The sequence below is a fragment of the Bacillus sp. JZ39 genome (assembly GCF_053903145.1).
On the sequence record NZ_CP096389.1, the window covers coordinates 1349618 to 1374622 of the forward strand.

Consider the following 25005-nt stretch of genomic DNA (forward strand, 5'->3'; position numbering starts at 1 on the left):
AAAAATGAGTGAAGTTTCTGTAAAAGCGAAGCTGGCGAAAGAAGCAGCAGCCGAAATGATCATGAAAACAACAGCCGAAAAGGATGAGGCGCTCAGCCTCATTGCAAACGGACTCCGCAAAGAACTTGATTTTCTCTTGGCGGAGAATGCAAAAGACATTGAGAACGGAAAAGAGAATGGTTTAACACCGGACATCATTGACCGTCTCACACTGGATGAGAAACGGATACGCGATATCGCGGACGCGGTGGAGCTCTTAATCGACTTAGCGGACCCAATCGGCGACTCTCTTGAAACGATTGAAAAAGAAAACGGCCTGTTTATTGAAAAAATCCGTGTGCCGCTCGGTGTCGTAGGAATGATTTATGAGGCGAGGCCAAACGTCACAGTTGATGCGGCTACCCTTTGCCTGAAGACAGGGAACGCGGTTGTGCTGCGGGGAAGCTCCTCAGCCATCCACAGCAACAAAGCGCTCGTCAGTGTCATTCACAGAGCACTTGAGCAATCAGCGCTTCCGATTCACGCTGTGCAGCTGATTGAGGATACGAGCAGAGAGACAGCAAAAGAGCTCTTTACGTTAAATGATGGCTTAGACGTATTGATTCCGCGCGGAGGCAAGAAACTGATTGATCTCGTTGTGAGAGAATCAACAGTTCCTGTATTAGAAACGGGAGCAGGAAACTGCCACATATTCATTGACGAAACAGCCAAACCGCAAATGGCAGAAAAGGTTGTCGTAAATGCCAAAACGCAACGCCCTTCCGTATGCAACGCGATTGAATCATTGCTGATTCACAAGGCTTGGGCAAGACAGCACGGGAAAGAATTGCTGGACCAGCTGGAAAACGCGGGAGTTGAAATTCGGGGTGATGAATTGGTGTGTGAACTTCATCCTTCAAGCAAACAAGCATCAAAAGAAGATTGGGAAACCGAATTTTTAGCGCCTGTCCTCAGTGTAAAGACGGTTGAAAACGTCCAAGAAGCTGTGAAGCATATCCAACAATACGGCACCAATCATTCAGAAGCGATTTTAACTGAAAATGACAAAAACGCGGCATATTTTCAAACGGCTGTCGATGCTGCCGCGGTCTATCATAACGCGTCAACCCGCTTTACCGACGGCTTTGAATTCGGCTACGGAGCCGAAATCGGCATCAGTACGCAAAAGCTTCATGCAAGAGGACCGATGGGGCTTCCTGCACTGACTTCTACAAAATACATCATTAAAGGAACTGGGCAAATCCGTGAATAGCGGGGCAATGTTCAATGAAAAAGCTTATCTCATTACGAGATAAGCTTTTTTATACGAGAAAAATTGACATTTCAAATTTAATTTTGTACAATTTAATTGTATAAAATGTATTGGGGGAATGAAAAATGAGTCAGCCATTATTTACAGCAACTGTTTCAGCGGTAGGAGGAAGAGAAGGAAAGGTCATTTCATCAGACCGCGTTCTTGAGCTTGATGTCGCAATGCCGGGGACACCGAGAGCCAAGAAATTAGAAAAAGCGACAAATCCAGAGCAGCTGTTTGCAGCAGGTTATGCAGCTTGCTTTGACAGCGCCCTGCAGCTTGTCGCAAGAACAGAACGGGTAAAAGTAGAGACAGAGGTTACAGCGAATGTTAGCCTGTTAAAGGATGAAGCGGACCAGGGCTATAAGCTGGGTGTGACGCTGCAAGTAAAAGGAGAAGGAGTCAGTGCATCAGAATTGGAGGCGCTTGTGAAAAAAGCGCACGGCGTCTGCCCGTATTCAAAAGCAACCTCCGGAAATATTGATGTGACACTTGAAGTTGCTGAATAAATAAAAAGAGGATGCCTGTACAAGGCATCCTCAATTTTTTTGATGAAGTGTTTCCAGCAATGTATATAGAGCGGATTTTAACTGTTTGAGATCCTCCCCAGACTGCTTTGAGAGCCCCAGAATTGTCTCTGGAATGTCAACCGCTTTTTCTTTTAATAACGCTCCGTCCTCTGTCAGGCTGATCAACACGGACCGCTCATCCTCTTCAGATCTTTTTCTCGTAATCAAACCCTGTTGTTCCATTCGTTTAAGCATCGGAGTGAGCGTTCCTGAATCTAAATACAGCTGTTCGCCCATTTTTTTGACAGTAAGCGTTTCATGTTCCCATAACAAAAGCAAAGCCAAATATTGAGGGTATGTTATATTCAGCTTATCAAGCAGCGGCTTGTATTGCTTTGTCATTTCCCGCGAACTCGCATATAGCAAAAAACAAAGCTGATTCTCCAATTTCATATGATCAAATTTATTTTCCATTTTGTTCACCAACTCTTTTTTGTCATTCGATTCTATTGTATCTGAAAAACCTCACTTTTCCTATTCTCGGCAAACATAGCATGTTTAAAAAGATCAGAAAGGGAAATATAACAACTAGATACAAATAAGGAGGTTGGGAAATATGGCACTATTTACAGCAAAAGTAACCGCGCGAGGCGGACGAGCAGGACATATTACATCAGATGACGGTGTTCTTGATTTTGATATTGTCATGCCAAATGCCAAAAAAGAAGGACAAACCGGCACAAATCCGGAACAGCTCTTTGCGGCAGGGTATGCTGCATGCTTCGGCGGCGCGCTCGAACACGTAGCCAAAGAGCAGAATATCGAAATTGATTCGGAGATTGAAGGGCAGGTCAGCCTCATGAAGGATGAGAGCGACGGCGGGTTTAAAATCGGTGTCACACTTGTTGTGAACACGAAAGATTTAGATCGGGAAAAGGCACAAGAGCTTGTCAACGCCGCTCATGAATTCTGTCCTTACTCAAAGGCAACCAGAGGAAATGTTGATGTAAAACTAGAATTAAAATAATGACCGGCATCCTGAGTGTTCTCAGGATGTTTTTTGGTGTCGGAGCGGGTGTGATCTTTTCGAGGTCTGAGACATTTCTAATAAATGATTTAGACTTATATCCATTATGAATTGACGCGGAACGGGGTAGGAGTGGGCACAGATTATTGATAAAACGTCAGAGAAGCGATCACAGCGTTTAAAGCCTGCAAAAGTTACAGATGGAGCGGGCGACTGGCTCGGTGTCTGCCAAGCTGAATTCCGGCGCGCATGATTGCTGTTTTGTATTTGCACAGGGCATAGCGCTACTTGGAGAAATAACAAGGACCAGGCCGCGCATGCCTGATCCTTTTAATTTTTAATATTCTTTCTTATTGGCGAAGTTCCGCCATGCTTGAAACGGGGATAAATGCTCTGTTAGTGTCACTTGATAAAAGGGGATCGTTCTTTCTTCAGCAGGTTTATCAATTTCTTTATAAATGAATGAATCATCAAACCCGGCTTCGGCAGCGTCTGTGTGCTCAGCTGCATAGAAAACGGCTTTAGGCCGGGCCCAGTAGATGGCGCCCAAGCACATTGGGCATGGTTCACAGCTCGTATACAAAATGCAGTCATCAAGCTGGTAGGCTCCTAGCACCTTACAGGCTTTCCGAATAGCTGTGACTTCCGCGTGGGCAGTCGGATCATTGCTTGTTGTGACGTTGTTGTTTCCCTCTGCAATAATGGCTCCGTCTTTCACGATAACGGCTCCAAAAGGCCCGCCGATTCCTGCATTCACTCCTTCACATGCGAGAGTGACAGCCCGTTTTAAGAACGTTTCATGATTCATCCCAATCCCTCCTGTCAATAGAGTGTTATTAGTATAGCCGAAAAGAATGCAAAGAACATTCTTAAAAAAGTGCAAAATAAACAAAGTATTTGGGGGATTTGCTAAAATAAGAAACTATTGTGGCTGTATTATAGAAAAAAACCATCTGCCAAATGCAGATGGTTTTTTCAAATTATACTAGCTGTGTCTGCTGTGCTCTTGCCTGTTTTGCAGCTTCAACCATGTTTTTCAATGCTGCAACCGTTTCTTCCTGCTGTCTTGTTTTCAATCCGCAGTCTGGATTTACCCAGAAGCGGTCAGTCGGACAGACGGCAAGCGCATCAACGATAATATTGTACATTTCTTCAGTTGACGGCACACGAGGGCTGTGAATGTCATATACACCAAGGCCAAGCCCTTTCAAATACGGGTGGTTTTTTAAGTAATCTAAAAATCCTCCGTGGCTTCTGCTATGTTCGATTGTAATCACATCGGCATCAAGATCATTGATTGTATCAACGATATCTTCGAAGTTGCTGTAGCACATATGTGTATGAATTTGTGTCTCGTTTTTCACGGAAGAAGTGGTTAATCTGAAAGCTTCTGCCGCCCAAGTCAAATACTCATCCCAATCGCGGGTTTTTAATGGAAGGCCTTCACGCAGCGCTGGTTCATCGACTTGAATGATTTGAATGCCTGCGTCTTCAAGCGCTTTAACTTCTTTGCGAAGGGCAAGCCCGATTTGGAAGGCGATTTCTTTCCTCGAGATGTCGTTTCGAGGGAAAGACCAGTTTAAGATTGTAACCGGGCCCGTCAGCATTCCTTTTACATGCTTGGAAGTCAATGACTGTGCGTAGACTGTGTCTTTCACTGTCATCGGTTCAATAAATTCAACATCTCCGTAAATGACTGGCGGGCGGACACAGCGTGAGCCGTATGATTGAACCCAGGCATATTTAGTGAAGGCGAAACCGGCCAGCTTTTCACCAAAGTATTCGACCATGTCTGTCCGTTCAAATTCGCCGTGAACAAGGACATCAAGCTCCAATTCTTCCTGAATATCAATCCATCTTTTTGTTTCCGCATTGATAAAGTTTTGATACTGTTCATCGGACCACTCAGCTTTCCGCCATTTTTGGCGTGCGCTCCGCACTTCAGCAGACTGCGGGAAGCTGCCGATCGTTGTCGTCGGCAAAAGCGGAAGGCCGAGAGATTCATTTTGCAGGGCTAAACGTTCTTCAAACGGAATCGGGCGCTTGAAGTCTTTATCAGTTAATTGCTCAAGCTCTTTCTTTTGTTCAGAATTGGCGCCTGTTGCAAACTGCTTAAGCGCCTGGATATCAGCCTTAGCCTGCTGAATCTCTTCGCTGATCGCCGCTTTTCCTGATACTAAGCCTTCTTTCAAAGCTGTCAGCTCGGCCAGCTTTTCTTTTGCGTAGGATAATCCGTTCAATAGGTCTTTTTCCAAATGCTCATCAGGGTGTTTCGCTACTGGAACATGCAGCAGGCTGCTGGAAGGCTGAATCCACAGTTCATCAACTTTTGCAATGCTGAGAATATCAAGAACGGCATCGAGACGCTCTTCAAGGTCCGCTTTCCAAATGTTGCGTCCGTCGATAACGCCGGCTGCCAGCACTTTGTCTGTCGGAAAGCCATGTGTTTTAAGCTGTTCCAGGTTTCTGCCTTTGTCGTGAACGAAATCAAGGCCAATTCCCTGAACCGGGTAAGAAATCAGCTCTTCATAAGCATCAACAGAATCAAAATACGTCTGCAAAAGCACATTCAAGGATGAAAGCTCACTTGTAATGCTTTCAAATAATTCTTTTGCACCGCGGACATCTTCACTAGAGGCGGTAACGAGCGCCGGCTCATCGATTTGAACCCATTTTACGCCTTCTTCTTCAAGCTCTTTCAAAAGCTGTACATATAATGGCACAAGGCGTTTTTGGATCGCTTTTGCTTCAGACGGTTCATAGCCTTTAGCAAGCGTAACGAACGTATAAGGGCCGACAACCACAGGCTTTGTTTCCACACCGTATTCCTGTTTGATCCGGCGATAATCTTCGAGTTGTTTGTTTCTTGTCAGACGGAACTCAATGCTCTCGTCATATTCCGGAACGATGTAATGGTAATTTGTATTAAACCATTTTGTCATTTCACTAGATACGGCGTCTTTGATTCCGCGGGCGATAGCGAAGTATGTATCGGTAGCATCAGTCAAATGTCTGAAACGTTTCGGGATCCAGTTGAAGCTGACTGCTGTGTCGAGTACATGGTCATACTGTGTGAAATCAGAAACAGGCACAACATCAATCTGTTGGTCAATTTGTGTTTTTACTGCGGATAAAAAAAGTTCGTCGATTTGCTTCAAAAACGTATCTTTATCAGTACTGCCTTTCCAATACGCTTCAAGTGCTTTTTTCCATTCCCGGTTCAGTCCGATTCTCGGAAATCCTAAATTCGATGTTTTGATGGTTGTCATTGTTTCTCCTCCTTTATATGTAAAACACTCTCGTTAACCCGCGGATACAGGCTCCTAAGAGGTTTTCTCACAACAAAAAGCCTCTTTCCCATGAGAGAAAGAGGCTTTTCTGCGTAAAACACTGCCTCTCTCATCTCTCAGATTCAATCTGATGGAATTAGCACCGTGCCTTATGAGACATCAGTCTCGGCGCGAAAAGCAGTGCGCCCCATTTCACAATGGTATTACGGTCGGTTGCTGTTGGGGTCAAAAGGCCAATCCCTCGCCCAACTCTCGATAAGAGAAAATGTTATTAATTTTTTGAAAAGTTGAATCATTTGTTGGTAATCTTAACAGTAATTCAAATTCATTGTCAACATAGAATTTGAAATTTTTATTTATATGATGTGGTGTATATTATATAAGAAAAATAATCTTATAGGGTCAACAAATGTGATTGCTCTGCTTTTTCTGCGAGCTCATCAGGAGCTGTTAAATACAGGAATCCATTGCCTGCCAGCGTTTTTGCAATTTCAAGAGGAAGTGTCCTGCGGATTAGCTGTGCGAAAACTTCAGATTCAGAAAGCTTTCTTTGAAATGATTCTTCTTCATAGCTTTTGATTAAAGCAAGCGCTCCGCTGACATGAGGGGCAGCCATTGAAGTGCCGGTCAGCTTACCGTACTTCTTGTTGGGAAGGGTGGATAAGATATTTTCTCCTGGTGCCACAAGGTCAATCTCTTTATTTGCGTTAGAAAATTCTGATAATTCTCGCGCTACTGAAACAGATCCAACTGCAATGACTTCGTTATAAGCTGCGGGGTAGGAAAGCTCTTCTGTGCGTTCGTCGCCGTCACCCTCATTTCCCGCTGCACAAACGACAAGCACTCCGTTTTTGACTGCGTTTTTCACTGCTTCTTCCAGCTCTGGCACATCGCTTGGCCCTCCAAGGGACATTGAGATGATGTCGACTTTCTGTTCCACCGCGTAATTGATGCCGTTGATTATCCATTCGTATTGTCCGCTGCCGTTCTCGCCGCCAAGAACCTTCACAATCAATAGGCTTGCCTCAGGCGCGACTCCGGCAATGCCTCCGTTTGAATCATTAGCTGCAATCGTTCCGGCGACGTGTGTGCCGTGTCCGTTGTAGTCGGAAATCGCATCTTCCTTGCCGCCGTCGTCATCCGTGAAGTTCTTTCCGCCGATGATTTGATTTTTTAAATCAGGGTGGCTTGTGTCGCAGCCCGTGTCTAATACAGCAACTTTAATGTTTTTGCCTTTTACCCCTTTTGCCCACATTTCTGGCGCCTTAATCACTTTAATGCCCTCAGGAAGCTCGTTTACATCCATGATCTGCTCATTCGTCACATACGGGATCAAGCGGATTTCACCATTCATAAAAAAGCCCTCCTTTTTTATGCTTGCAAGTGGATTCAAGGGTGTTGCCTCATATTATATGGAAAAAGCAAGCGCTCGGACAGAGCCATTTGAAGCATTTTGAAAAAATAGGATACACACCAAAGAATTAGTAATCTTCAAAATATTGGATGGCTTCAACATGTATGACTGGGATTCAACTGTAAGTCAAGTTATAATAGTGTTGGGGAAAGGAGCAGTGTCATGAAACTGAATGAAAAATTATATGCATTTTTTTCAGAGCATGTGGAACAAATGGCCGAGGAATGGATTGAAACGATGGAGGAAAGTGATCCGAATTCGCTTTACGCCCTACATAATGCAACAGTAACGGAAGAATTGAAAGAGCAGGACAGAGAGTTTTACCGGCATCTGAATTACATGTATGTTTTACCGGAAAAACAATTTCTCGAAGAGTTTCAAGAGTGGGTCATTGAGCTGACCAACGATCAAAAACATCTCGACACACCGGTTCAGTATGTCATTCGGGAGTTTATGAGAAACAGGAGATTATATACGAAGTATTTTGAGAAGTTCGCAGAAGAAAATGAATCAGCGTTTGAACCGGGAGAGAAGCAAAAATGGGCAGATTTGATTGTAAAAGTATTTGATTTCACCATTTATACATTCGTTGATCACGCTGAAATGAATGCCAAGCAGCAATTAAACGCCCAAAGAGAAATGATATTGGAATTAAGCTCACCTGTCATTACCCTGAGCAAATCAACAGCTCTGCTGCCGCTTGTCGGTGACATTGATACCGAACGGGCGAAGTTTATTCTGGAAAACACGCTTCAAGCTTGTGCGAAAAGGCGTGTGGAGCATCTGTTAATCGATCTGTCAGGTGTTGTTGTGGTGGATACGATGGTGGCGCACCAGATCTTTAAATTGATTGAGGCGCTTAATCTGATCGGTGTCCGGTCAACCCTGTCAGGAATCAGGCCTGAAATTGCGCAAACTGCTGTACAGCTGGGGATTGACTTTTCGAATATTACCATTAAAACCAACCTTGCCCAAGCATTAAACTATCATCAATAAAAAAATCCGCTATCTGTGATAGCGGATTTTTTATGATGCGAAACATAAAGATACGAGAAAGGATCCCGCGAATAATAAGAGGACGAGGCAAAAGAACACCCAGTCGCGCCGGTTCACGCTCAATATCCTGTAGTATGTCCGGTTTCTGCTTCCTGTAAATCCTTTCGATTCCATCGCAAGCGCTGTCCGTTCCGCTTTTCTGATGGCGCTTGCCAATAGCGGTATGGTATATCGTTTTAACGCACTGATTTTATTCATGATGCCGCTCTCCGCCGCTCCTCCTCTGATTTTATGAGCCTGCTGAATCAGCTGGACCTCATCCTTTAACAGCGGAAGAAAGCGAAAGCCTGCAATGACACCGTACGCGAGCTTTGGTGAGAGCCTGCACTGCTGGACAAGGCTCAGCACAAATAAAATCGGATCGGTTGTAAAAACAAACATCATCGATAAGGCGGAAAAGCATAAAATACGAAACCCGAGAGAGATGCCGACAGACACATTATCGCTGTTAATGGAGATAGGGCCTGCTTGAAACAAAAAATTATCCGGTGTTGTCGGCACCTTTCCAAAAACTGCGGCTGTCCACACGCACCCGAATGCTAAAATCAAAAACGGAATCGTAAACAACAACCATTTTTTCAATGGGATTCCGGCCGCCAGTAAAACGCCCGCAACGATGATGATATAAAAACATGCCGGAGTGTAAGGGTTGTAAATAAACGACAGCATGACGACACAACAAAAAACCGCCGCCGCTTTCACAGTCGGATTAATGAGATGTAACGGCTGCTTCATCACGCACCTCCTCTTGAAATGCCATCCATTCATATAGAAGGGGAAGGGTGAGCTTTGCTTTTTGGACAAGCCCTGTTTCTTGAGAAAACAACTGCGCTGGAGATCCGTCAAAGGCCAGGCCTGTATCGTGAAGCACAAGCACGCTGTCAGCATACGAAGAGACTAGCTCCATATCGTGTGTAATCATAAGGACAGCGGTTCCCTCTGCCTTGATACGCTGAATCATTTCCATGCATTCAGCCGCTGTGCGGGCGTCCTGGCCAAAGGTTGGTTCGTCTAATAATAAAACCTTTACGTCATGCATGAGCATAGTAGCAACGCTCAGTCGCCGTTTTTGCCCTTGGCTGATCGCAAACGGATGATGATCAGCCAAATGCGCAAGACCAAAACGCTGCAGCAGATGTTGCGCTTTTTTCTCAGTTTCAGCATTTGCTTTCTGGCCGAACAGAAGCTCGTCATACACCGTATCGGTGACGAATTGATGCTCGGGGTTTTGAAAAACAAATCCCATCCGTTTACGCAATTCTTTTTCTTTATATTTCTGCAGCGGCTGATCATAGAGAAGGATTTTGCCGCTTTGCGGTTTCATGAGACGAGCCAGAACTGATAGGAGCGTCGATTTTCCAGTTCCGTTCGGACCGACAAGCGCCGTTAAAGAGCCTTCACGCAACGAAAAGCTGATGTCTTTGAAAATCGCCTGCTGTCCTCTCGCGAACGAAAGGCTGCTGACTTCAAGCACACTCTCCCCAGAAGAAGCTTCCTTCTTTTTTGCATGCCCGGCAGGAATAGGCTCTTTGAACAGCATCTCTTTTGATAAAGTAAACGGCATACTCAGCTTTTCCTGCAGATGACAGACCTTTGGAATGGCGATGCCCAATTTCTTTAGTGTCTCCGCTTCATGCTGAAATAGATTTTTTGTCAGGCCATCCAGCGCCTTTTTGCCTGATTTGTCGAGCACGATCGTTCTATCAATCCAAGGCGCCCATTCATCAAGCTGGTGCTCAATGACGAGGAGGCTGAAACCTTTTTCCCGCTGAAGATCCTTCATCAGATGAACGAACTCCCGCGCTGAGAAAGGGTCTAAAAGAGAGGTCGGCTCATCTAAAATAATAAGCTCAGGCTCCATCGCCAAAATACAGGCGAGAGCCACTTTCTGCTTTTGTCCTCCTGAAAGGGTTGAGATCATTTTTTCTTTTAAATGGATAATGCGTAATTTTTCTAATACGGCGTTGATTTTCTCTGTCATTTCTTCTTTTGGAATTTGCAGATTTTCCAGCCCGAACGCTATTTCGTCCTCCACCGTCAGCATGCAGAACTGCTGATCAGGATCCTGAAAAACGACCCCGGCATGCTGAGCAATCGTTTCGGAGGTTTCAGCATCTGTGACCGGCTTTTGAAATAGAAATACATGTCCGGACTGAATGCCGTCGCAAGCCTCCGGATATAGACCGTTTAAACAAAGGGCGAGCGAGCTTTTGCCGCATCCGCTCGGTCCTAATAATAAAACACATTCTCCTTTTTGAAGCTCAAACGAAATGCCTTGAAAAACCGGTTTCTCGTCTTCTTCATAAGAGAAGCTGAGCTGCTCAACCGTCAGAAGCTCATCAAAGGCTTGCATGTTCTGACGCCCGCTTCCGTTTCTTTTTCAGTTCCTTTCCGAGTGCCATTCCGTTTAACACACCTGTATAAGCGAGAGAGTCGCTGACAGCTTTTCCGAGAAGCCCCGCCAAAAGCGCGCCGGAAATGAGGCGGATCACAAGCATAATGAGCAGATAACCTGGTGAATAGGCTGCATAGCCAGAAACAAAGAGATCATAGATAAAGCTGGCTACTGAAGACCCCATACCGGCCAGCATAAGGACAGGGAGAGAGTATGCTTTCCAGCGTGTTGCAAGAAACACAGCCTCAGCCCCGAGTCCTTGAACAATGCCAATGACGATGACCATCGGGCCAGACGGATTTCCCAGCAGGCACTCAACGAGAGCGGCAATGATTTCAGAAACGAGCGCCGCACCCGGTTTTCGAATCATGTACGCGGCGATCACAGAAACGATAAACCAAATGCCGTAAATCGGTTCATAGGCGATTGGCCCAAACATACCTGCAAGCACGTTTCCGAAATGTGTAAATAATAAATAAACAACGGCAAATACGATACTGATAACCGACATGATGACAATTTCTTTTACTTTCCAGCTTTTCATTTTATCCCTGCTTTCTGTTTTTTCTTGATGGACTGTTAGCCGAAAGATTCACAGTCATGGTGATATGGTTTGTTTGCTGCTCGGCCATGCGGAAAACGGCTTCCAATGTGCTGAATACGTCATGCGCATCCCCGTCAAGCTCGCTCGCGTAATGGACACTCTGTACGAAAGTGCCTTGGGCTTTTGCAATGTCGACAGCCTTCATAATCAATCCCATATAATCCGGCTCGTTCATTGGATAAAGGGCAAATTGGCACGGCGCTTCCGCCTTCAAGCCTCGGACAGCATCATCATTGACACGCTTATCACCTTTGGAAAGATATGTATCCCCCTGTGTGTCACCCGGGCATCCAATGGAAAACGTGCCGTTCATGACGATGTGTTGTTCGCTGTTTGCTGCATGAAGGTAAATGGCTTTTGCAGCATCGAATACATGATCAATCGATCCGCGTAACACCGTGCTGATATGGTCGGTTTTCGTCCATACCTTGGATGTATCTGTTTTTTTCAGCGCAGACTTGATCACACTGATAAAATCATCCGTCATCGGATATAAAGAGAAGCGAAAACCGGCGATTTTGCTTGTACCGCAAATATGCTCCATTTCTCCGACCTCCTGTTTTTTTGGTAAAATAAAAAACTGCATATCCTAAGGGAATATGCAGTCATAGATCGATTAAGCGCACAAAAAAATACACCATTCGGTCAACCTGCACTTCCCCACGCTGGTATTATCCAGATCGGGTCATAAGGGATCAAAGCGCGTTTCTTCCGCGCTTTATCTCAGCCAAAACAGCACCCCTAGTGCTTTCCGTATACAATTTTTTATTTTGACATCATAATAGATGATAAGAATCATTTTGTAAACAACGAAATCATTTTTTTCATATAGGGACGGGAGAGGATGATCAAATTTGGAAAAAGGACACATATTAATTGTGGAAGATGAAGAAAAAATCGCCAGGGTTCTTCAGCTTGAATTGGAATATGAAGGATACAGCGTCACGATCAAACACAATGGCACAGAAGGTCTTGATGCGGCAGCGGAAGGCGGGTATTCCTTGGTGCTTCTTGATGTCATGCTTCCGGGGCTTAGCGGACTGGAAGTGCTGCGCCGCTTGAGAAAAACGGATTCGCAGACACCGGTCATATTATTAACGGCGCGAGACAGTATTCCTGATAAGGTAACAGGTCTGGACATCGGTGCAAATGACTATGTCACCAAGCCGTTTGAAATCGAGGAATTGCTTGCGAGAATCAGGGCGGCGCTGCGGCAAAATGGAACAAAAACTGAAGATATCGGCACCTTTCTTACATATGACGATTTGCGGGTGAACGAAAAAACCCGTGAAGTGAGACGCGGAGACAAAGAGGTGGAATTAACGCCGCGGGAATTTGATCTGCTCGTCTATATGCTAAAGCATCCGCAGCAAGTGCTGACACGGGAGCAAATTCTAAGCTCAGTATGGGGATTTGATTATATCGGTGATACAAATGTCGTGGACGTCTACATAAGATACATCAGAAAAAAACTGGACTATCCTTACGAAAAACAGCTGATCCATACGATTCGCGGGGTCGGCTATGCCATTAAGGGGTAAACGATGAAGCTGAAGACCAAGATTCATCTATACACTTCGATATCACTGTTGATTTTATTAATTTTGGTTCATACCGCAGTATATCTCATTTTTTCGTCTGCGCTGACATCAAAGGATGCGGCCCGGCTTGCTGATGAGACGGATAACATTGCCGAAGCGCTGCGTGCCGCTGAAACAGAAGGAGTGGCTTTGCAGGATATGCTGCAGGCCTATCTTCCGGCAAATGGCATGGTGCGTGTAGTGAATGGTGATCAAAAAGCCGTTATGACGATCACAAAAGAAAAAGCCTATAAAGATTTTCCTCTCTCTTTTCATAGCGGCGAAACGGCAGATGTGAGGAAACCTGACGGCAAGCTGTTTGCCGAGGCTGCTGTTCCGGTGATTTGGACCGATGGACAAGTCGTGTCTCTTCAGCTGGTTGAAAGATTGGAGAACACAGAAGAGAGTCTGTTTCTGCTGAAAATCATCTTAATCGCTGCAAGTGCTGCTGTCTGCATTGCTTCTTTTTTTGCAGGCAGCTTGCTAGCCCGCCGAATCATCAATCCGATCAGACGTTTAATGATCACAATGAAAGACATACAGCGAGACAAAGAATTTAAAACGATTTCTTTAGAAGGACAGTCCAACGATGAATTGTATCAAATGGGGCTGACATTTAATGAAATGGCAATGATGCTGAAGGAGCACTATGATAAACAGCAGCAATTTATTCAAGATGCTTCACACGAATTGAAAACCCCGCTCACTATTATAGAAAGCTACAGCAGCCTGATGAAGCGGTGGGGTGCAAAAAAGCCGGAGGTGCTTGAGGAGTCGATAGAAGCCATTCACTCAGAAGCGGTGCATATGAAAAAACTGACCAATCAGCTTTTGGCGCTGGCCAAAAGCCATCAAGGACTCGAGGTTGATCTGAAAACAATCGATCTGATTAAAGCGGCGCGCGCGGTTATGCAAACGCTCCAGTCCGTTTATCAGCGTGACATATTGCTTGAAACAGATAAAGAGAGCCTGCTTGTAAAGGCAGATGAAGAACGCATCAAGCAGCTGTTGACCATTTTGCTTGATAATGCAATAAAGTATAGTGAAAAGCCTATTGAGATGTCAGCCGGAACGAGGAATGGACGGCCATTTCTATCAGTGAGGGATGAAGGCATCGGAATACCTGAGGAGCATATCCCGCATTTGTTCGAACGGTTCTACCGGGCAGATGAGGCACGAAACAGAAAAACAGGCGGAACAGGTTTAGGCCTTTCCATTGCCAAGCAAATCGCTGATGAGCATGGCATTGAGCTGTCTGTCAAAAGCAAGCCGGGACAAGGAACAGCTGTCACCATGCAATTCAGCGAACAGAATGGGGGAGGCCGATGACTAAAACAATAAAAACAGTATCTTTTGCTGCAGCAGCCATTTTAGTTGTCATCATCTGTACGTTTCTCATCATTCGGCAAACCCATGAGAACGTATTGTCAAAGGAGACTGTCGTAAAAAAAGTCGAAGCCTCTTATGAAGGCAAGGTCACGAAAGCAACACAATCAAAGGATAAAAAAACATATGATATAACCCTTGAAAATCCAAAGGGAACTTACTTTGTAAAAGCAGACGCAATATCGGCTGACATTCTTTCAATGAATAGAGTAAAAGCAGTGAATCCATCTGCCATGACAGAAAAAGAAGCCGAGCATCTCGCGCTTGAGCGGGTGCCGGGAACGGTCAAAAAACAAACACGGCAAAGTCAAGTTGCCACTTATACCATACAAAAAGAAGACGGGAAAACATACGAAGTGAAGGTAGACATGCAGGCAAAAACAGTCTTGTCTGCCGATCAAATCAGCAGCAAAGATCAACAAAAAACGCCGATTACGAAAAAAGAAGCCAAAACAATTGCAGAGCGAAAAACGGGCGGAACAGCGGATGACGCAGATCTCGAAGAAAGTGAGGGCACTCTCATCTTTGAAGTAGACGTTGATCTTCCTGATAATAAGGAAGCGACAGTGAAAATCAATGCCTACACAGGAAAGGTAGCTAACATTGTGTATGAAGACTGACGGTTTCTCATCAAATTCTCATCTTGCTCTCGTTTTCCTTTCATGTTGAGTGTGTAAACTGTACTCATACAAAACAAAGGAGGACTCACAAATGCTCAAGAAAAAATGGATGGTCGGTCTTTTAGCAGGGTGCCTAGCGGCCGGAGGATTCAGCTACAACGCGTTTGCCAAAGAAAACAATGAAAACAGACAGGCTTCTTCTAAGACGGGTGCACTCACTGAACAAGAAGCAGAAGCAATTGCTAAAACAGTTGTTGACGGCACAGTAGAAGACATTGACAGAGACCTTTACAACGGCAAAGAAGTCTATGAAGTGGAGATTGAAAAAGAAGGTGAAGACTACGACGTTTATGTAGATATTCATACAAAACAAGCGCTTAATGACCCGCTAAAGGAGAAAGCAGAACAAGTCGCCATAACCAAAGAAGAAGCTGAAGAAATTGCTTTAAAGCAAACAGGCGGAACCGTAACAGAAAGTAAGCTTGACGAAGATGACGGTGCTTACATCTATGAAATGGAAATCCAAACGAAACAAGGAACTGAGACAGAATTTGAAATTTCCGCAAAAGATGGACGCATTATCAAACAGGAGATAGATGACTAATCAAAACCCCCGCTGCAGCGGGGGTTTTTCATGATAAGAAACCTTCTTTTGGACAATCTAAGTAGAAAAGGAGGCGAAACGCATGGAAAAGAAAGAGGAGCAATACATCAATCAGGCTGAATATGTCCCTCATCCGACGAAGGAAGGAGAGTATGCCTTATTTCTTCATGAAACGTATCATTTGCTTTCTGAAGATGACGAGACACAAACAACAGAATAAGGGCTTAGGCCCTTGTTTTGTTCCGTAATTGTGATGTAAGCGTATTTATTACTTTTTTGAGTTGACACAGCTTGTTTTTTTCTGTAATCTCAGTGTGTCAATTCAATTAGGAACTTCGTTAGGTGAGGCTCCTGTATGGAGATACGCTGCTGCCCAAAAATGTCCAAAGACGCCAATGGGTCAACAGAAATCATCGACATAAGGTGATTTTTAATGCAGCTGGATGCTTGTCCTATGCCATACAGTGCTAAAGCTCTACGATTGAAGGCGCCCGCACGCTTTTTTTTGCCGTGCTTCTTTCACCTTCAATCCCGAAGGCTTTTTTTATGCCTTTAAAACGAAACCAATCAAAGGAGGTGCGGAGTATGGATTCTCCCCATTCGAGTCAATCTGAAGAAGTACCCATATACTATGACAGCAAGACAATTGATTACACGATGAGGAGACGAACTGCCGCACCTTCTGGCGAGGCCGGCACGTCTCCGTAGAGGAGGTACGAGTCCCGATGGTTCAAAACATGACCTATGACGAACTCATTTTACGCATCATTATTTTACTGCGAGACGGGAAAATCAGGGATTTCAGAAGTGTTATTGATGAGCTTCAGCCCTATGACATGGCATTTATTTTTAAAGAAATGCCGGAAAAACACCGCGCCCGCTATTTATCTTATTTAACTGTAGACGATATCACTGATATGATCGGGGAGCTGGAACGCGAATTTCAGCTTGTCGTCTTAAATAAAGTCGGAAAAACAAAAGCAACACTGGCGATGAACAAAATGGACAACGATGACCTCGCTCAATTGCTTGAAGAAATGGACGAAGAACTGAAGGAACAGCTTTTGTCCAGCATGGAAGCGTCAGAGTCAAAAGCTGTACAGCTCTTAATGAATTACCCGGCTGATTCAGCGGGACGCATGATGACAAACCGGTATGTGTGGATTCCTCAGCATTACACGGTAAAAGACGCGGTCGTCAAACTGAAAAGCTTCGCTGAAATAGCTGAATCGATCAACTACTTATATGTTATTAATGAAAGCAAACAGCTGGTTGGGGTTCTTTCCTACCGCGATTTGATTCTGGGTGAACCTGAAGAAAAGGTGCAGGATTTAATGTTTACCCGCGTCATATCAGCAGATGCTCTTCAGGACCAGGAAGAAGTTGCCCGCCTGATTGAACGTTACGATTTTTTGGCAATACCGGTTGTAGAAGAAAACAACGTGCTTGTCGGCATTGTGACAGTCGATGATATTATCGACGTCGTTATTCGTGAAGCTGATGAGGATTACGAAAAATTTGCCGCTTCCGGTAAAGACATCACCTTTGACACAAAAGCTTACGTGGCGGCATACCGGCGCCTGCCATGGCTAATCTTACTCTTGTTTATCGGACTGATTTCAGGAAGCATTATCAGCTATTTTGAAGATGCGCTGAAGCAGGTTGTAGCGCTTGCGTTTTTCATGCCGATGGTGTCAGGGATGACAGGAAATACGGGAACACAATCTCTTGCGGTTGTCATCAGAGGTTTGTCTAAAGAAGAAATGAACAAAAAAACGATTGTGCGCCTGATCTTCCGGGAGTTCAGAACAAGTATTTTTATCGGAGCGGTTTGTTCTGTGCTGATTGCGATTGTCTCCATCATATGGCAGGGGAATGCGCTTTTGGGATTTGTTGTCGCCTCTTCGCTGTTCTTAACCTTAATCATCGGCACGATGTCAGGAACGATTATCCCTATTATTTTGCACAAACTGAAAGTGGACCCGGCGATTGCTTCTGGACCGCTGATTACAACGTTAAACGATATTTTATCTTTATTAATCTACTTTGGCATTGCCACTGCATTCATTCACTCATTATAAACGTAAAAAGTCCGTCTCAACTGCGAGCCGGACTTTTATTATTTAACGGTTTTTGTACCGAAAGTGAGCATTAAGCTGCCCCTCCAGCATTTTTTTCCGCACTTGCGGATCGTTTTTTAACATCTGTTCTTTTTTGCGCATATCCTTTAAAATCTCTGCCGTCTGTACGCCGTCTTCACGCTTATTGGCGATATCCATCAGCCGCTCCACATCGGCAAAGGAGTATTTTCTTGTCCCCCTTGAAGAACGCTGCGGGTAAATGAGCTTTCGTTCCTCATAATACCTGATCTGTCTTACGGACAATCCTGTCAATTCACTCACAATTCCGATTGAAATCACTTTTTTGTCTTTATAAGAATGATCTTCTGTGGTCATTTTTCCACCCCTGGATGTCTTTTGATAATAGTATATAAAAAACAAAGAGAAAAAACCTGACGCTTGTCATATTTTCTAACATCAAATAGAAGATTTTTGAAAAAATACGGAAGAAAAATTAACAAGAATAATGCGTAACACCCAAGCGCGTTTTATCCTTTATGTAACGAATCAAACGAGGAGGAAGGATAATCATGGAGGAAGAAAAGGCGGTCTCACTGGCAAAAGAAATTATAGAGTTGGATATCAAGCGTGATGAAATGCTGGAGACGTTTATGCAGCTTGCCGGAGAACAGGCTTTTCAATTATTAAGATCGGTTCAAAACGGACAATACCGAAAATCTTCGTAAACATAAATTCTTTACATTAGATTCATACCACGTTCATTTAAAAAGAGTATCTTTTGTATAGGATACCTCAAAATGAAGGAGGACGCTATGAGTAATTTATTGAAATCCGCTTTAGAAAAAGAACGACGCCATTATTCTGAAAAACTCTATCAGATTGGGGTTTATAATAAAGAGGTCATGAACAAAATGACGATTTCTGAGCTTCGGAAAGAATACGCTTATTTCTTTCGAAGCATTACAAATCATAAAAATTATCCTTATACAAGATAATGTATAAGGATTTTTTTGCTTTTAGAAGGAATTTCTCGAATTATAGCGAATACGTATAGTAAGGGACTGAACTCTTATTATATGTAAGGGTTTTCATTATTTTTTTATAAAAATCCTATATACGAGGTAGATATGATGAGATTATCGTTTAACGAAGAAGAAGTTGAGCGTGCGATGAATTTGTACAGAGTTTTTGCAAGGGCTTTCAAAAGTGTGTCCGAACATAGTATCCGTGATAGCAAAGAGCACGGTTTTAATCCCACTGAATTTGCTGTACTGGAGCTCCTGTACACAAGAGGCCCGCAAAAATTACAGCAAATTGGGTCGAGACTTCTGCTTGTAAGCGGAAACGTCACATATGTTATTGACAAACTAGAAAGAAACGGGTTTTTAGTAAGGGAGCAGGACCCGAAAGATAAACGCTCTGTTTACGCACATTTAACTGACAAGGGAAATGAGTATTTGGATAAAATTTATCCGATTCATGCACTGCGTATTGCGAGAGCGTTTTCAGGCCTTTCGCCTGATGAACAGGACCAGCTGATCGTCCTGCTCAAGAAAGCAGGCATACACAGCCAGCATTTGCTGTTTCGTTAACTATTCTACACTCTCTATTTCAGGAGAGTGTTTTTTTGTTTCCATATGATTCTTTTTAAAACATCTTCAATCTTCCTATCAGACATTTCGCCAAGGTATCCATTGACGTGTTTTTTATACTCCTTCATCTGTTCGTTCGATTGAAAAAATGCCGCGATATACTCTTCTGCTTTCTGCATGTCCCAGTTTCTCATATCTGTGACGAGCTTCCTTTCATGTAGAAGGTTTAAATTCATTTCCTCCTGTCCCGGCAGTGCATGATAAATAAATACCGGAAGCCGTTTCTGTAAGCATTCACTGATGGTCACGCCTCCGGGTTTAGTCATGATGCCTGTCGCCTGTTCGTACAAACGGTTCATCTCTGCTTTGCTGTGAAGGTAAGGAATCGCCTCAATCAAGGGGTGGTGTAAACTTTTGACATAGGAGTAGAGCTTTTCGTTTCTGCCGCATAATATTTTGTATAAGATCTTTCCGCCTGGCGACAGTTCCTGCACCCATTTTAAAATCCCACCGACCCCCATGCTGCCCCCTGTGATGATGATGGTATATGGCGGGTGGTGCTGCAAGGTATCTGCTGATTCCATTTCAAAATTTCGGTGAACTGGAATGCCGGTCAAGTATATGTTGTTCTGATCGATCCCCTCTGATATTAGCTGCTTCTTTACTTCCGTGCTCGGAACAAAATGGTAATCAATGTTCTTCCGTCCCCATAATTGATTCACGAAAAAATCAGTGTATACATTCACAACCGTCAGATTCGGATATTCAGGCTTTAATCGGTTCAGCAGATAAGAAGGCAGCGCATGTGTGCAGAAGGCGATATCAGGCTGTTTTTCTTGGAGGATGTGCCTCATTTGCTGTGTGAACAGCCATTCGTACATGAAATAGCGTTTGTCATGCTGAAATTCTCCGCAGGCGAGGAGCCTGTAAATGCCGCTGTACGTTTTCGGGAAATATTGAATCCATTTTAAATAAGCCACGGAGGACAATTTTTCTAACCGTCTATACGCATGTGAAAAGATATCAATCTTTTCAGCTGCCAGCCCTTGAGACTCTAATTCAGCCTGCAATGCATCAGCCACATGATGATGGCCGGTGGAAATGCTTAAAAAAGGAAAAATGAGAATGTTTTTCATGACAGTCCTCCTAAAAAAATATGGCAACTATATTTTGAGGAGAACGTTCACAAAATATAAGGGTGTTTTTGATCATAAGGAAGGTGAAAAGATGAAAACCTGTTTCCTTTCCATATGGAGAGTGGTTGACCCGATTTATTTCTTTTTTTCAAGGCTGACCTTGGTTGACAAAGATCGTAAAAGCGTCTTTCGAGTCAGGCTGACGAAGTATAAAGGACATCATGTCGTGCTTAGCGATGGAACGCATATTAGAAAAAATGATGTGCTCGTTAAAATTCATCTGCACAATATTAAGCTGATAAGAGAACTGCAAAGCATTGAGAGCGCAGTCAGAAAAGGAATCATTATTTATCAGAAAGTATATCAATCGATGCCGCTTCTTCTTGACTATATCAACAATCATAAAAAAAGCGAGAAAATCAAAGGAATCATTGGGATTACAATGCTTGACAAAGGTGTGGAAAGGCTCGGCTTTGATGTGATCACCCCGGTGAACCCTTTTTACAGATGCTTTAAAAAAGTGTCCCATGTGCCGATTTTATATTTGACTTCAAAGCCTGTGAGCTTGCGGCATTTACCGAATTCATCCTATTTGTTTATCTCAAAAGAAAAGCTGCAGAAAACCTATCAAAAAAAAGACTGATGCCTCGGTCAGCACAGTCTTTTTTGATTAAATCTGATGAAATGTTACTTCAGGGCGGCTTCCGACACGGATATTTACGCCGGTTTGTCCCAAGCCTTCGCTGATATAAAATGGTTTATCGTGATGATAATGAAGGCCTTTAATCATGTTCATTCGTACGAGCTTGCCCATTTTTATCAAATGATACGGTTTTGGCCAGTGAATTTGCCCGCCGTGAAAATGCCCTGACAGCAGGTAATCATAATGAACATCTTTCATATCCAGAATAATATTTGGGTCATGTGTTAAGACAAGATGATAGCCATTTTCCAGACTTTGATAAGAGCCGGTGATATTACTCCGATTCGTACTGTAATCATCAATGCCGATAATATTGACTGGCCCTGCAGCCGTCTCGATTCGAACATGTTCATTTTGCAGCGTGATACAGCCGTTTTCCTCTAAAACTCGCTTCAATCTCCGAAAGTCCTCTTCTTTCAATACATAATCGTGGTTACCGAACACCGCGTACATTCCATATGCAGGCTTCAGCTTTTGCAAGGCGTTCAAGTAACCTGCCAGCTTCGGAATATTACGTTTCCGATCAAGAAAATCCCCGGTAAGAGCAATGATGTCCACAGGCTGATCTTTTGTTAAATGATACAGCTCCTCAGGTGAGACTGAAATGTTTTCCAAGTGAAGATCTGATAAATGAAGGATATTTAATTTTTTTCTGGCTGGAAGGCCGTCTTTTTGGTCGATTGAAATGGTGTTGACTTTCACATCTTTTGTATTGCGGTTCGCTTTATATAGAAATGGCACAAATACGAGTATGGCCAATGAAAGTAAGATTGTAAACAAAATATATCCCCTCCCTTCTATCAGTATAGTAAGTGATCAAGCCCTATGGATAGCGGGAATTAATGGGTAGAGACAGGTTGAAAAACGGATTGTCATATGATGAATGATTTGGAAGGGAAAAGGGATAATAAATTTTGACACATGAGGCAGAACATGCCGACGGAGTCAGAATAACAAATGGATGTGTAAGCAATGTTACGATTGATGAGACAACAAAAAAAAGAAACATATTATCTCTGGATCGCATTATTTCTTCTTTTATTGTATGTATCCCCGCTTTTTATTTTAAAGGAAGATGCCCATATCCGGGTCCACGATAATTTAGATTCCAACATCGCTTGGTACAAGGTTCTGGCCGATAGCGGAGAAATCGTCGGCAAGGTTGACGCTGCCATTCCGCAAATCATTAACGGGCTGCCCCGGGATGCCTTTGGCACCGAGTGGAGCGGAATTGTTTGGCTCCATGCTTTCTTTTCTTCCATGACCGCCTATGCAATAAGCCAGACGGTTACAAGAGTTGTCGCTTTTTTTGGAATGTATGTGCTGCTGAAGAAACATATAATCCCGGAACCAAAAGCGGCTTTCATCCGAATTGGCGTATCGCTTGCATTTGCCTTAACACCGTTCTGGCCTTCGGGAATGCTGAGTACGCTTGGGTACCCTTTGGCACTGTGGGCTTTTTTAAATATCCGAAAAGGGGATATCTCATGGAGAGAGTGGCTGACGCTGGGCTTGCTCCCTCTATACTCAAGCTTTGTTCTAGGCTTCTTCTTTTTCCTGGCAGGGATGGCGTGTTTTTGGCTGTATGATGCCATTACAAAAAGAAGATGGAATTTGATGTTCTTAGGCAGTATTGCATTTATGACGAGTATCTATCTTTTCGTTGAATATCGGCTTGTCTATTCGATGCTGTTTGAGCATGCGCCGATGCATCGTATCGAATTTATCTCATCCAGGCATGACGTTTGGCATTCTCTTCGGCTATCCGTAAAAAACTTTGTCTATGGCCATAATCATGTGATGACCGTTCATACCGTTGTCATCCTCCCGATCCTGCTGGTCGTATTTGCTGCTCTGCTGTTTAAACGAAATCGGACAAAGCCAGAAAATGTTTATCTGTTTTTATGTGTGCTTAATTATGGATTGTCATTATGGTATGCGTTTTGGTTCAACAAAATTTGGGCTGTTCCAAAGCAGAAATTTGCCTTTTTAGCAGAATTTAATTTTGCCCGTTTTCATTTTCTTCGGCCGCTTGTTATATACGTGAGCTTTGCGCTTGCTTTATATCTCATTTGGCGGATGGGGAAAGGATGGAAATGGCTTGTGTACGCCGCAGTTACTGCACAGCTAATGGTGTTGGCGCCTTTTAATGAAGAATATACGTATGGCGTTCATTACAACGCGCCGACATTCAAGGAGTTTTATGCATCGGAGCAATTCAAAGAGATTAAGGAATATATCGGACGTCCGCAGGATTCGTACAGGGTGGCGAGCATCGGACTCCATCCGTCTATCGCCCAATATAACGGGTTTTATACGTTAGATACGTATAACAATCTGTATCCGCTTTCATATAAATATGAATTTAGGAAAATCATCGAAAAAGAGCTGGAAAAAAATTCTCGGCTGAAACAATACTTTGATGAATGGGGCAGCCGCTGCTACCTTTTTGTCGATGAACTCGGTAAACGATATGATTTCAAAAAGAACTCGAAGAAAACGATCAACAACCTTCAATTAAATACAGATGTATTTAAAAAAATGGGCGGACGGTACATTTTTTCTTCAGTTCCGATCATGAATGCTGAACAAAACCATCTCGCGCTCGTAAAGACGTTTGACCATAAAGATTCCGCCTGGCGCATTTATTTATATGAAACAAGATAAGGAGGATATCGATTGAAACAGTCACAGCCAGTATTAACCATCGTCGTCCCGTGTTTCAATGAAGAGGAAGTGTTTCAAGAAACAAGCCATCAGCTGACAGAGGTTGTAGATGATTTAATTGAAGAAAAATTAATTGCTGAAGACAGTAAAATTCTGTTTGTCGATGATGGCAGCAAAGACCGCACTTGGGCTTTGATTGCTATGGAGAGCATAAGAAACAAGAAGGTTACCGGCTTAAAATTAGCCTGCAATGTCGGCCACCAAAAAGCGCTTTTAGCCGGATTGCATAAAGCGAAGAATAGGTCAGACTGCGTCATTTCGATCGATGCTGATCTTCAGGACGACATCTCTGTGATCCGGGATTTTCTGCTGAAATATCATGAGGGCTGCGAGATCGTTTACGGTGTACGCCGGAGCAGAAAAACCGATACCTTTTTCAAGCGCACGACCGCGTTAGGGTTTTATCGTCTCATGAATAAGCTTGGGATTAAATTAATTTATAATCATGCTGATTTTCGTTTAATGAATAAAAGGTCCCTTGAAGAGCTTGAGCGTTATCCGGAAGCGAATCTGTTTTTAAGAGGTATTGTCCCCATGATCGGCTTTAAATCGGCCGAAGTTTTGTATGACCGCAAGGAACGCTTTGCCGGCAAAACGAAATATCCGCTGAAAAAGATGCTATCCTTCGCTTTTAACGGGATTACTTCATTCAGTGTCGCACCAATTCGATTCTTTACGCTTTTAGGATTTGTTTTGTTTTTCCTCAGCGCTGTGGCAGGGGTTGGCGCGTTTATTCAAAAGCTGCTCGGCCATACGAATGCAGGCTGGGCGTCTCTCATCATATCCATTTGGTTTTTGGGCGGGCTGCAATTGATGGGAATTGGCATCATCGGAGAGTATATTGGAACGATTTTTTCTGAAGTGAAAAGACGGCCGAAATACGCGATTGATATTGATTTGTATAATGAGCAGCTGAGCCCGCTTCAGCGCCAGGAAAAAGAGCGGTTAGAAAAAAAGTACAGTTAAACACGGAAAGAGCTGACTTCA

At 43.6% G+C, this 25005-nt stretch carries 28 protein-coding genes and 3 riboswitches; of the genes, 17 read left to right on the forward strand and 11 right to left on the reverse strand.

All coding sequences use genetic code 11. From position 1 onward, the window contains the following. The first annotated feature begins 4 nt into the window (after positions 1 to 4). Positions 5 to 1252 carry a glutamate-5-semialdehyde dehydrogenase gene (gene proA / locus M1D65_RS07095; RefSeq protein ID WP_014476586.1) on the forward strand — a complete coding sequence of 416 codons (1248 nt, stop codon included), beginning with the start codon at positions 5 to 7 and terminating at the stop codon, positions 1250 to 1252. Positions 1253 to 1377: 125 nt separating this feature from the next. Continuing rightward, positions 1378 to 1803 (forward strand): organic hydroperoxide resistance protein, encoded by a 426-nt coding sequence (locus tag M1D65_RS07100; protein WP_003232574.1) that lies wholly within the window; start codon positions 1378 to 1380, stop codon positions 1801 to 1803. 30 nt (positions 1804 to 1833) lie between these two features. On the opposite strand, the gene ohrR is transcribed toward M1D65_RS07100, so the two are convergent. Further along, entirely contained in the window at positions 1834 to 2277 is a 444-nt protein-coding gene (gene ohrR, locus M1D65_RS07105; RefSeq protein WP_014476587.1) for an organic hydroperoxide resistance transcriptional regulator OhrR, read from the reverse strand. Positions 2278 to 2419: 142 nt separating this feature from the next. Here ohrR and M1D65_RS07110 point away from each other — a divergent pair, with 142 nt between their 5' ends. Beyond that, positions 2420 to 2830 carry an organic hydroperoxide resistance protein gene (locus M1D65_RS07110; protein WP_003232570.1) on the forward strand — a complete coding sequence of 137 codons (411 nt, stop codon included), beginning with the start codon at positions 2420 to 2422 and terminating at the stop codon, positions 2828 to 2830. 337 nt (positions 2831 to 3167) lie between these two features. Here the strand turns inward: M1D65_RS07110 and guaD are convergent, their stop codons facing one another. The 3 genes from guaD to isp all read right to left on the reverse strand — a co-directional run bounded on the left by guaD (position 3168) and on the right by isp (position 7474). Continuing rightward, positions 3168 to 3638, reverse strand: a complete 471-nt coding sequence (gene guaD / locus M1D65_RS07115) for a guanine deaminase (RefSeq protein ID WP_064671306.1) — start codon at positions 3636 to 3638, stop codon at positions 3168 to 3170. Between the two features lie 172 nt (positions 3639 to 3810). Then, positions 3811 to 6099 carry a 5-methyltetrahydropteroyltriglutamate--homocysteine S-methyltransferase gene (metE, locus tag M1D65_RS07120; RefSeq protein ID WP_456270824.1) on the reverse strand — a complete coding sequence of 763 codons (2289 nt, stop codon included), beginning with the start codon at positions 6097 to 6099 and terminating at the stop codon, positions 3811 to 3813. 127 nt (positions 6100 to 6226) lie between these two features. Then, positions 6227 to 6382: riboswitch (SAM riboswitch) on the reverse strand. Positions 6383 to 6514: 132 nt separating this feature from the next. After that, a complete protein-coding gene (gene isp, locus M1D65_RS07125) occupies positions 6515 to 7474 on the reverse strand; it encodes a serine protease Isp (protein ID WP_014476592.1) in 960 nt (319 codons plus the stop codon). A 222-nt stretch (positions 7475 to 7696) separates the two neighbouring features. Here isp and rsbRB point away from each other — a divergent pair, with 222 nt between their 5' ends. Continuing rightward, positions 7697 to 8530 (forward strand): RsbT co-antagonist RsbRB, encoded by an 834-nt coding sequence (rsbRB, locus tag M1D65_RS07130; protein ID WP_003232560.1) that lies wholly within the window; start codon positions 7697 to 7699, stop codon positions 8528 to 8530. A 30-nt stretch (positions 8531 to 8560) separates the two neighbouring features. Here rsbRB and thiX read toward each other — a convergent pair whose 3' ends face one another. The 4 genes from thiX to thiU are packed head-to-tail and all read right to left on the reverse strand — an operon-like array spanning position 8561 to position 12133. Continuing rightward, positions 8561 to 9325 carry an HMP/thiamine ABC transporter permease ThiX gene (gene thiX / locus M1D65_RS07135; RefSeq protein WP_446015041.1) on the reverse strand — a complete coding sequence of 255 codons (765 nt, stop codon included), beginning with the start codon at positions 9323 to 9325 and terminating at the stop codon, positions 8561 to 8563. After that, on the reverse strand, positions 9300 to 10943 hold the full coding sequence (locus M1D65_RS07140) for an ABC transporter ATP-binding protein (protein ID WP_446015039.1): 1644 nt from the start codon (positions 10941 to 10943) through the stop codon (positions 9300 to 9302). Before M1D65_RS07140 ends, thiX begins: the two co-directional genes overlap by 26 nt. Next, the gene (locus tag M1D65_RS07145; protein ID WP_003232554.1) at positions 10930 to 11529 is read right to left on the reverse strand and encodes an ECF transporter S component; all 600 of its coding nucleotides are present in this window, start codon (positions 11527 to 11529) and stop codon (positions 10930 to 10932) included. The genes M1D65_RS07140 and M1D65_RS07145 overlap by 14 nt, the downstream gene beginning before the upstream one ends. 1 nt (position 11530) lies before the next feature. Continuing rightward, positions 11531 to 12133: an HMP/thiamine ABC transporter substrate-binding protein ThiU gene (gene thiU / locus M1D65_RS07150; RefSeq protein WP_072174122.1), complete on the reverse strand. Its 603-nt coding sequence runs from the start codon at positions 12131 to 12133 to the stop codon at positions 11531 to 11533. Positions 12134 to 12229: 96 nt separating this feature from the next. Next, a riboswitch (TPP riboswitch) is annotated at positions 12230 to 12342 on the reverse strand. 101 nt (positions 12343 to 12443) lie between these two features. Here thiU and ykoG point away from each other — a divergent pair. From ykoG to mgtE, 7 genes are all read left to right on the forward strand, one after another. Then, on the forward strand, positions 12444 to 13130 hold the full coding sequence (gene ykoG / locus M1D65_RS07155) for a two-component system response regulator YkoG (RefSeq protein ID WP_003232551.1): 687 nt from the start codon (positions 12444 to 12446) through the stop codon (positions 13128 to 13130). A 3-nt stretch (positions 13131 to 13133) separates the two neighbouring features. After that, positions 13134 to 14498, forward strand: coding sequence for a two-component system sensor histidine kinase YkoH (gene ykoH / locus M1D65_RS07160; RefSeq protein WP_446015037.1), 1365 nt, complete (start codon positions 13134 to 13136; stop codon positions 14496 to 14498). After that, on the forward strand, positions 14495 to 15175 hold the full coding sequence (locus M1D65_RS07165) for a PepSY domain-containing protein (RefSeq protein ID WP_003244905.1): 681 nt from the start codon (positions 14495 to 14497) through the stop codon (positions 15173 to 15175). The genes ykoH and M1D65_RS07165 overlap by 4 nt, the downstream gene beginning before the upstream one ends. A gap of 91 nt (positions 15176 to 15266) precedes the next feature. Beyond that, positions 15267 to 15779, forward strand: coding sequence for a PepSY domain-containing protein (locus tag M1D65_RS07170; protein WP_077670673.1), 513 nt, complete (start codon positions 15267 to 15269; stop codon positions 15777 to 15779). Between the two features lie 82 nt (positions 15780 to 15861). Further along, entirely contained in the window at positions 15862 to 15999 is a 138-nt protein-coding gene (locus M1D65_RS07175; protein ID WP_003218541.1) for a transcriptional regulator SplA domain-containing protein, read from the forward strand. A gap of 107 nt (positions 16000 to 16106) precedes the next feature. Further along, positions 16107 to 16272, forward strand: a riboswitch (M-box (ykoK) riboswitch). A gap of 92 nt (positions 16273 to 16364) precedes the next feature. Continuing rightward, positions 16365 to 16487 (forward strand): hypothetical protein, encoded by a 123-nt coding sequence (locus M1D65_RS07180; RefSeq protein ID WP_009967087.1) that lies wholly within the window; start codon positions 16365 to 16367, stop codon positions 16485 to 16487. Positions 16488 to 16504: 17 nt separating this feature from the next. Beyond that, positions 16505 to 17860, forward strand: coding sequence for a magnesium transporter (gene mgtE, locus M1D65_RS07185; protein ID WP_003232543.1), 1356 nt, complete (start codon positions 16505 to 16507; stop codon positions 17858 to 17860). 42 nt (positions 17861 to 17902) lie between these two features. Here the strand turns inward: mgtE and tnrA are convergent, their stop codons facing one another. After that, on the reverse strand, positions 17903 to 18235 hold the full coding sequence (gene tnrA, locus M1D65_RS07190; protein ID WP_003232541.1) for a MerR family transcriptional regulator TnrA: 333 nt from the start codon (positions 18233 to 18235) through the stop codon (positions 17903 to 17905). A gap of 194 nt (positions 18236 to 18429) precedes the next feature. Between tnrA and M1D65_RS07195 the strand changes: the two genes are divergently transcribed. The 3 genes from M1D65_RS07195 to M1D65_RS07205 all read left to right on the forward strand — a co-directional run bounded on the left by M1D65_RS07195 (position 18430) and on the right by M1D65_RS07205 (position 19452). Further along, complete coding sequence (locus tag M1D65_RS07195; protein ID WP_003232538.1) at positions 18430 to 18585, forward strand: hypothetical protein; 156 nt, start codon at positions 18430 to 18432, stop codon at positions 18583 to 18585. Positions 18586 to 18672: 87 nt separating this feature from the next. Next, positions 18673 to 18855: a stress response protein YkoL gene (ykoL, locus tag M1D65_RS07200; RefSeq protein ID WP_003245766.1), complete on the forward strand. Its 183-nt coding sequence runs from the start codon at positions 18673 to 18675 to the stop codon at positions 18853 to 18855. A 132-nt stretch (positions 18856 to 18987) separates the two neighbouring features. Beyond that, positions 18988 to 19452, forward strand: a complete 465-nt coding sequence (locus tag M1D65_RS07205; protein ID WP_003232536.1) for a MarR family winged helix-turn-helix transcriptional regulator — start codon at positions 18988 to 18990, stop codon at positions 19450 to 19452. A 14-nt stretch (positions 19453 to 19466) separates the two neighbouring features. Here M1D65_RS07205 and M1D65_RS07210 read toward each other — a convergent pair whose 3' ends face one another. Next, a complete protein-coding gene (locus tag M1D65_RS07210; protein WP_032725579.1) occupies positions 19467 to 20588 on the reverse strand; it encodes an MGDG synthase family glycosyltransferase in 1122 nt (373 codons plus the stop codon). Positions 20589 to 20679: 91 nt separating this feature from the next. On the opposite strand from M1D65_RS07210, the gene M1D65_RS07215 reads away from it, so the two are divergent. After that, on the forward strand, positions 20680 to 21231 hold the full coding sequence (locus M1D65_RS07215; RefSeq protein ID WP_031314982.1) for a YkoP family protein: 552 nt from the start codon (positions 20680 to 20682) through the stop codon (positions 21229 to 21231). Positions 21232 to 21258: 27 nt separating this feature from the next. Here M1D65_RS07215 and M1D65_RS07220 read toward each other — a convergent pair whose 3' ends face one another. Continuing rightward, positions 21259 to 22071: a metallophosphoesterase gene (locus M1D65_RS07220; RefSeq protein ID WP_032725581.1), complete on the reverse strand. Its 813-nt coding sequence runs from the start codon at positions 22069 to 22071 to the stop codon at positions 21259 to 21261. A 192-nt stretch (positions 22072 to 22263) separates the two neighbouring features. Between M1D65_RS07220 and M1D65_RS07225 the strand changes: the two genes are divergently transcribed. Together M1D65_RS07225 and M1D65_RS07230 are read left to right on the forward strand one after the other, a co-directional pair. Next, positions 22264 to 23958 carry a DUF6044 family protein gene (locus M1D65_RS07225; protein ID WP_032725582.1) on the forward strand — a complete coding sequence of 565 codons (1695 nt, stop codon included), beginning with the start codon at positions 22264 to 22266 and terminating at the stop codon, positions 23956 to 23958. 12 nt (positions 23959 to 23970) lie between these two features. Continuing rightward, entirely contained in the window at positions 23971 to 24984 is a 1014-nt protein-coding gene (locus M1D65_RS07230; RefSeq protein WP_032725583.1) for a glycosyltransferase family 2 protein, read from the forward strand. The last annotated feature ends 21 nt before the right edge of the window (positions 24985 to 25005 follow it).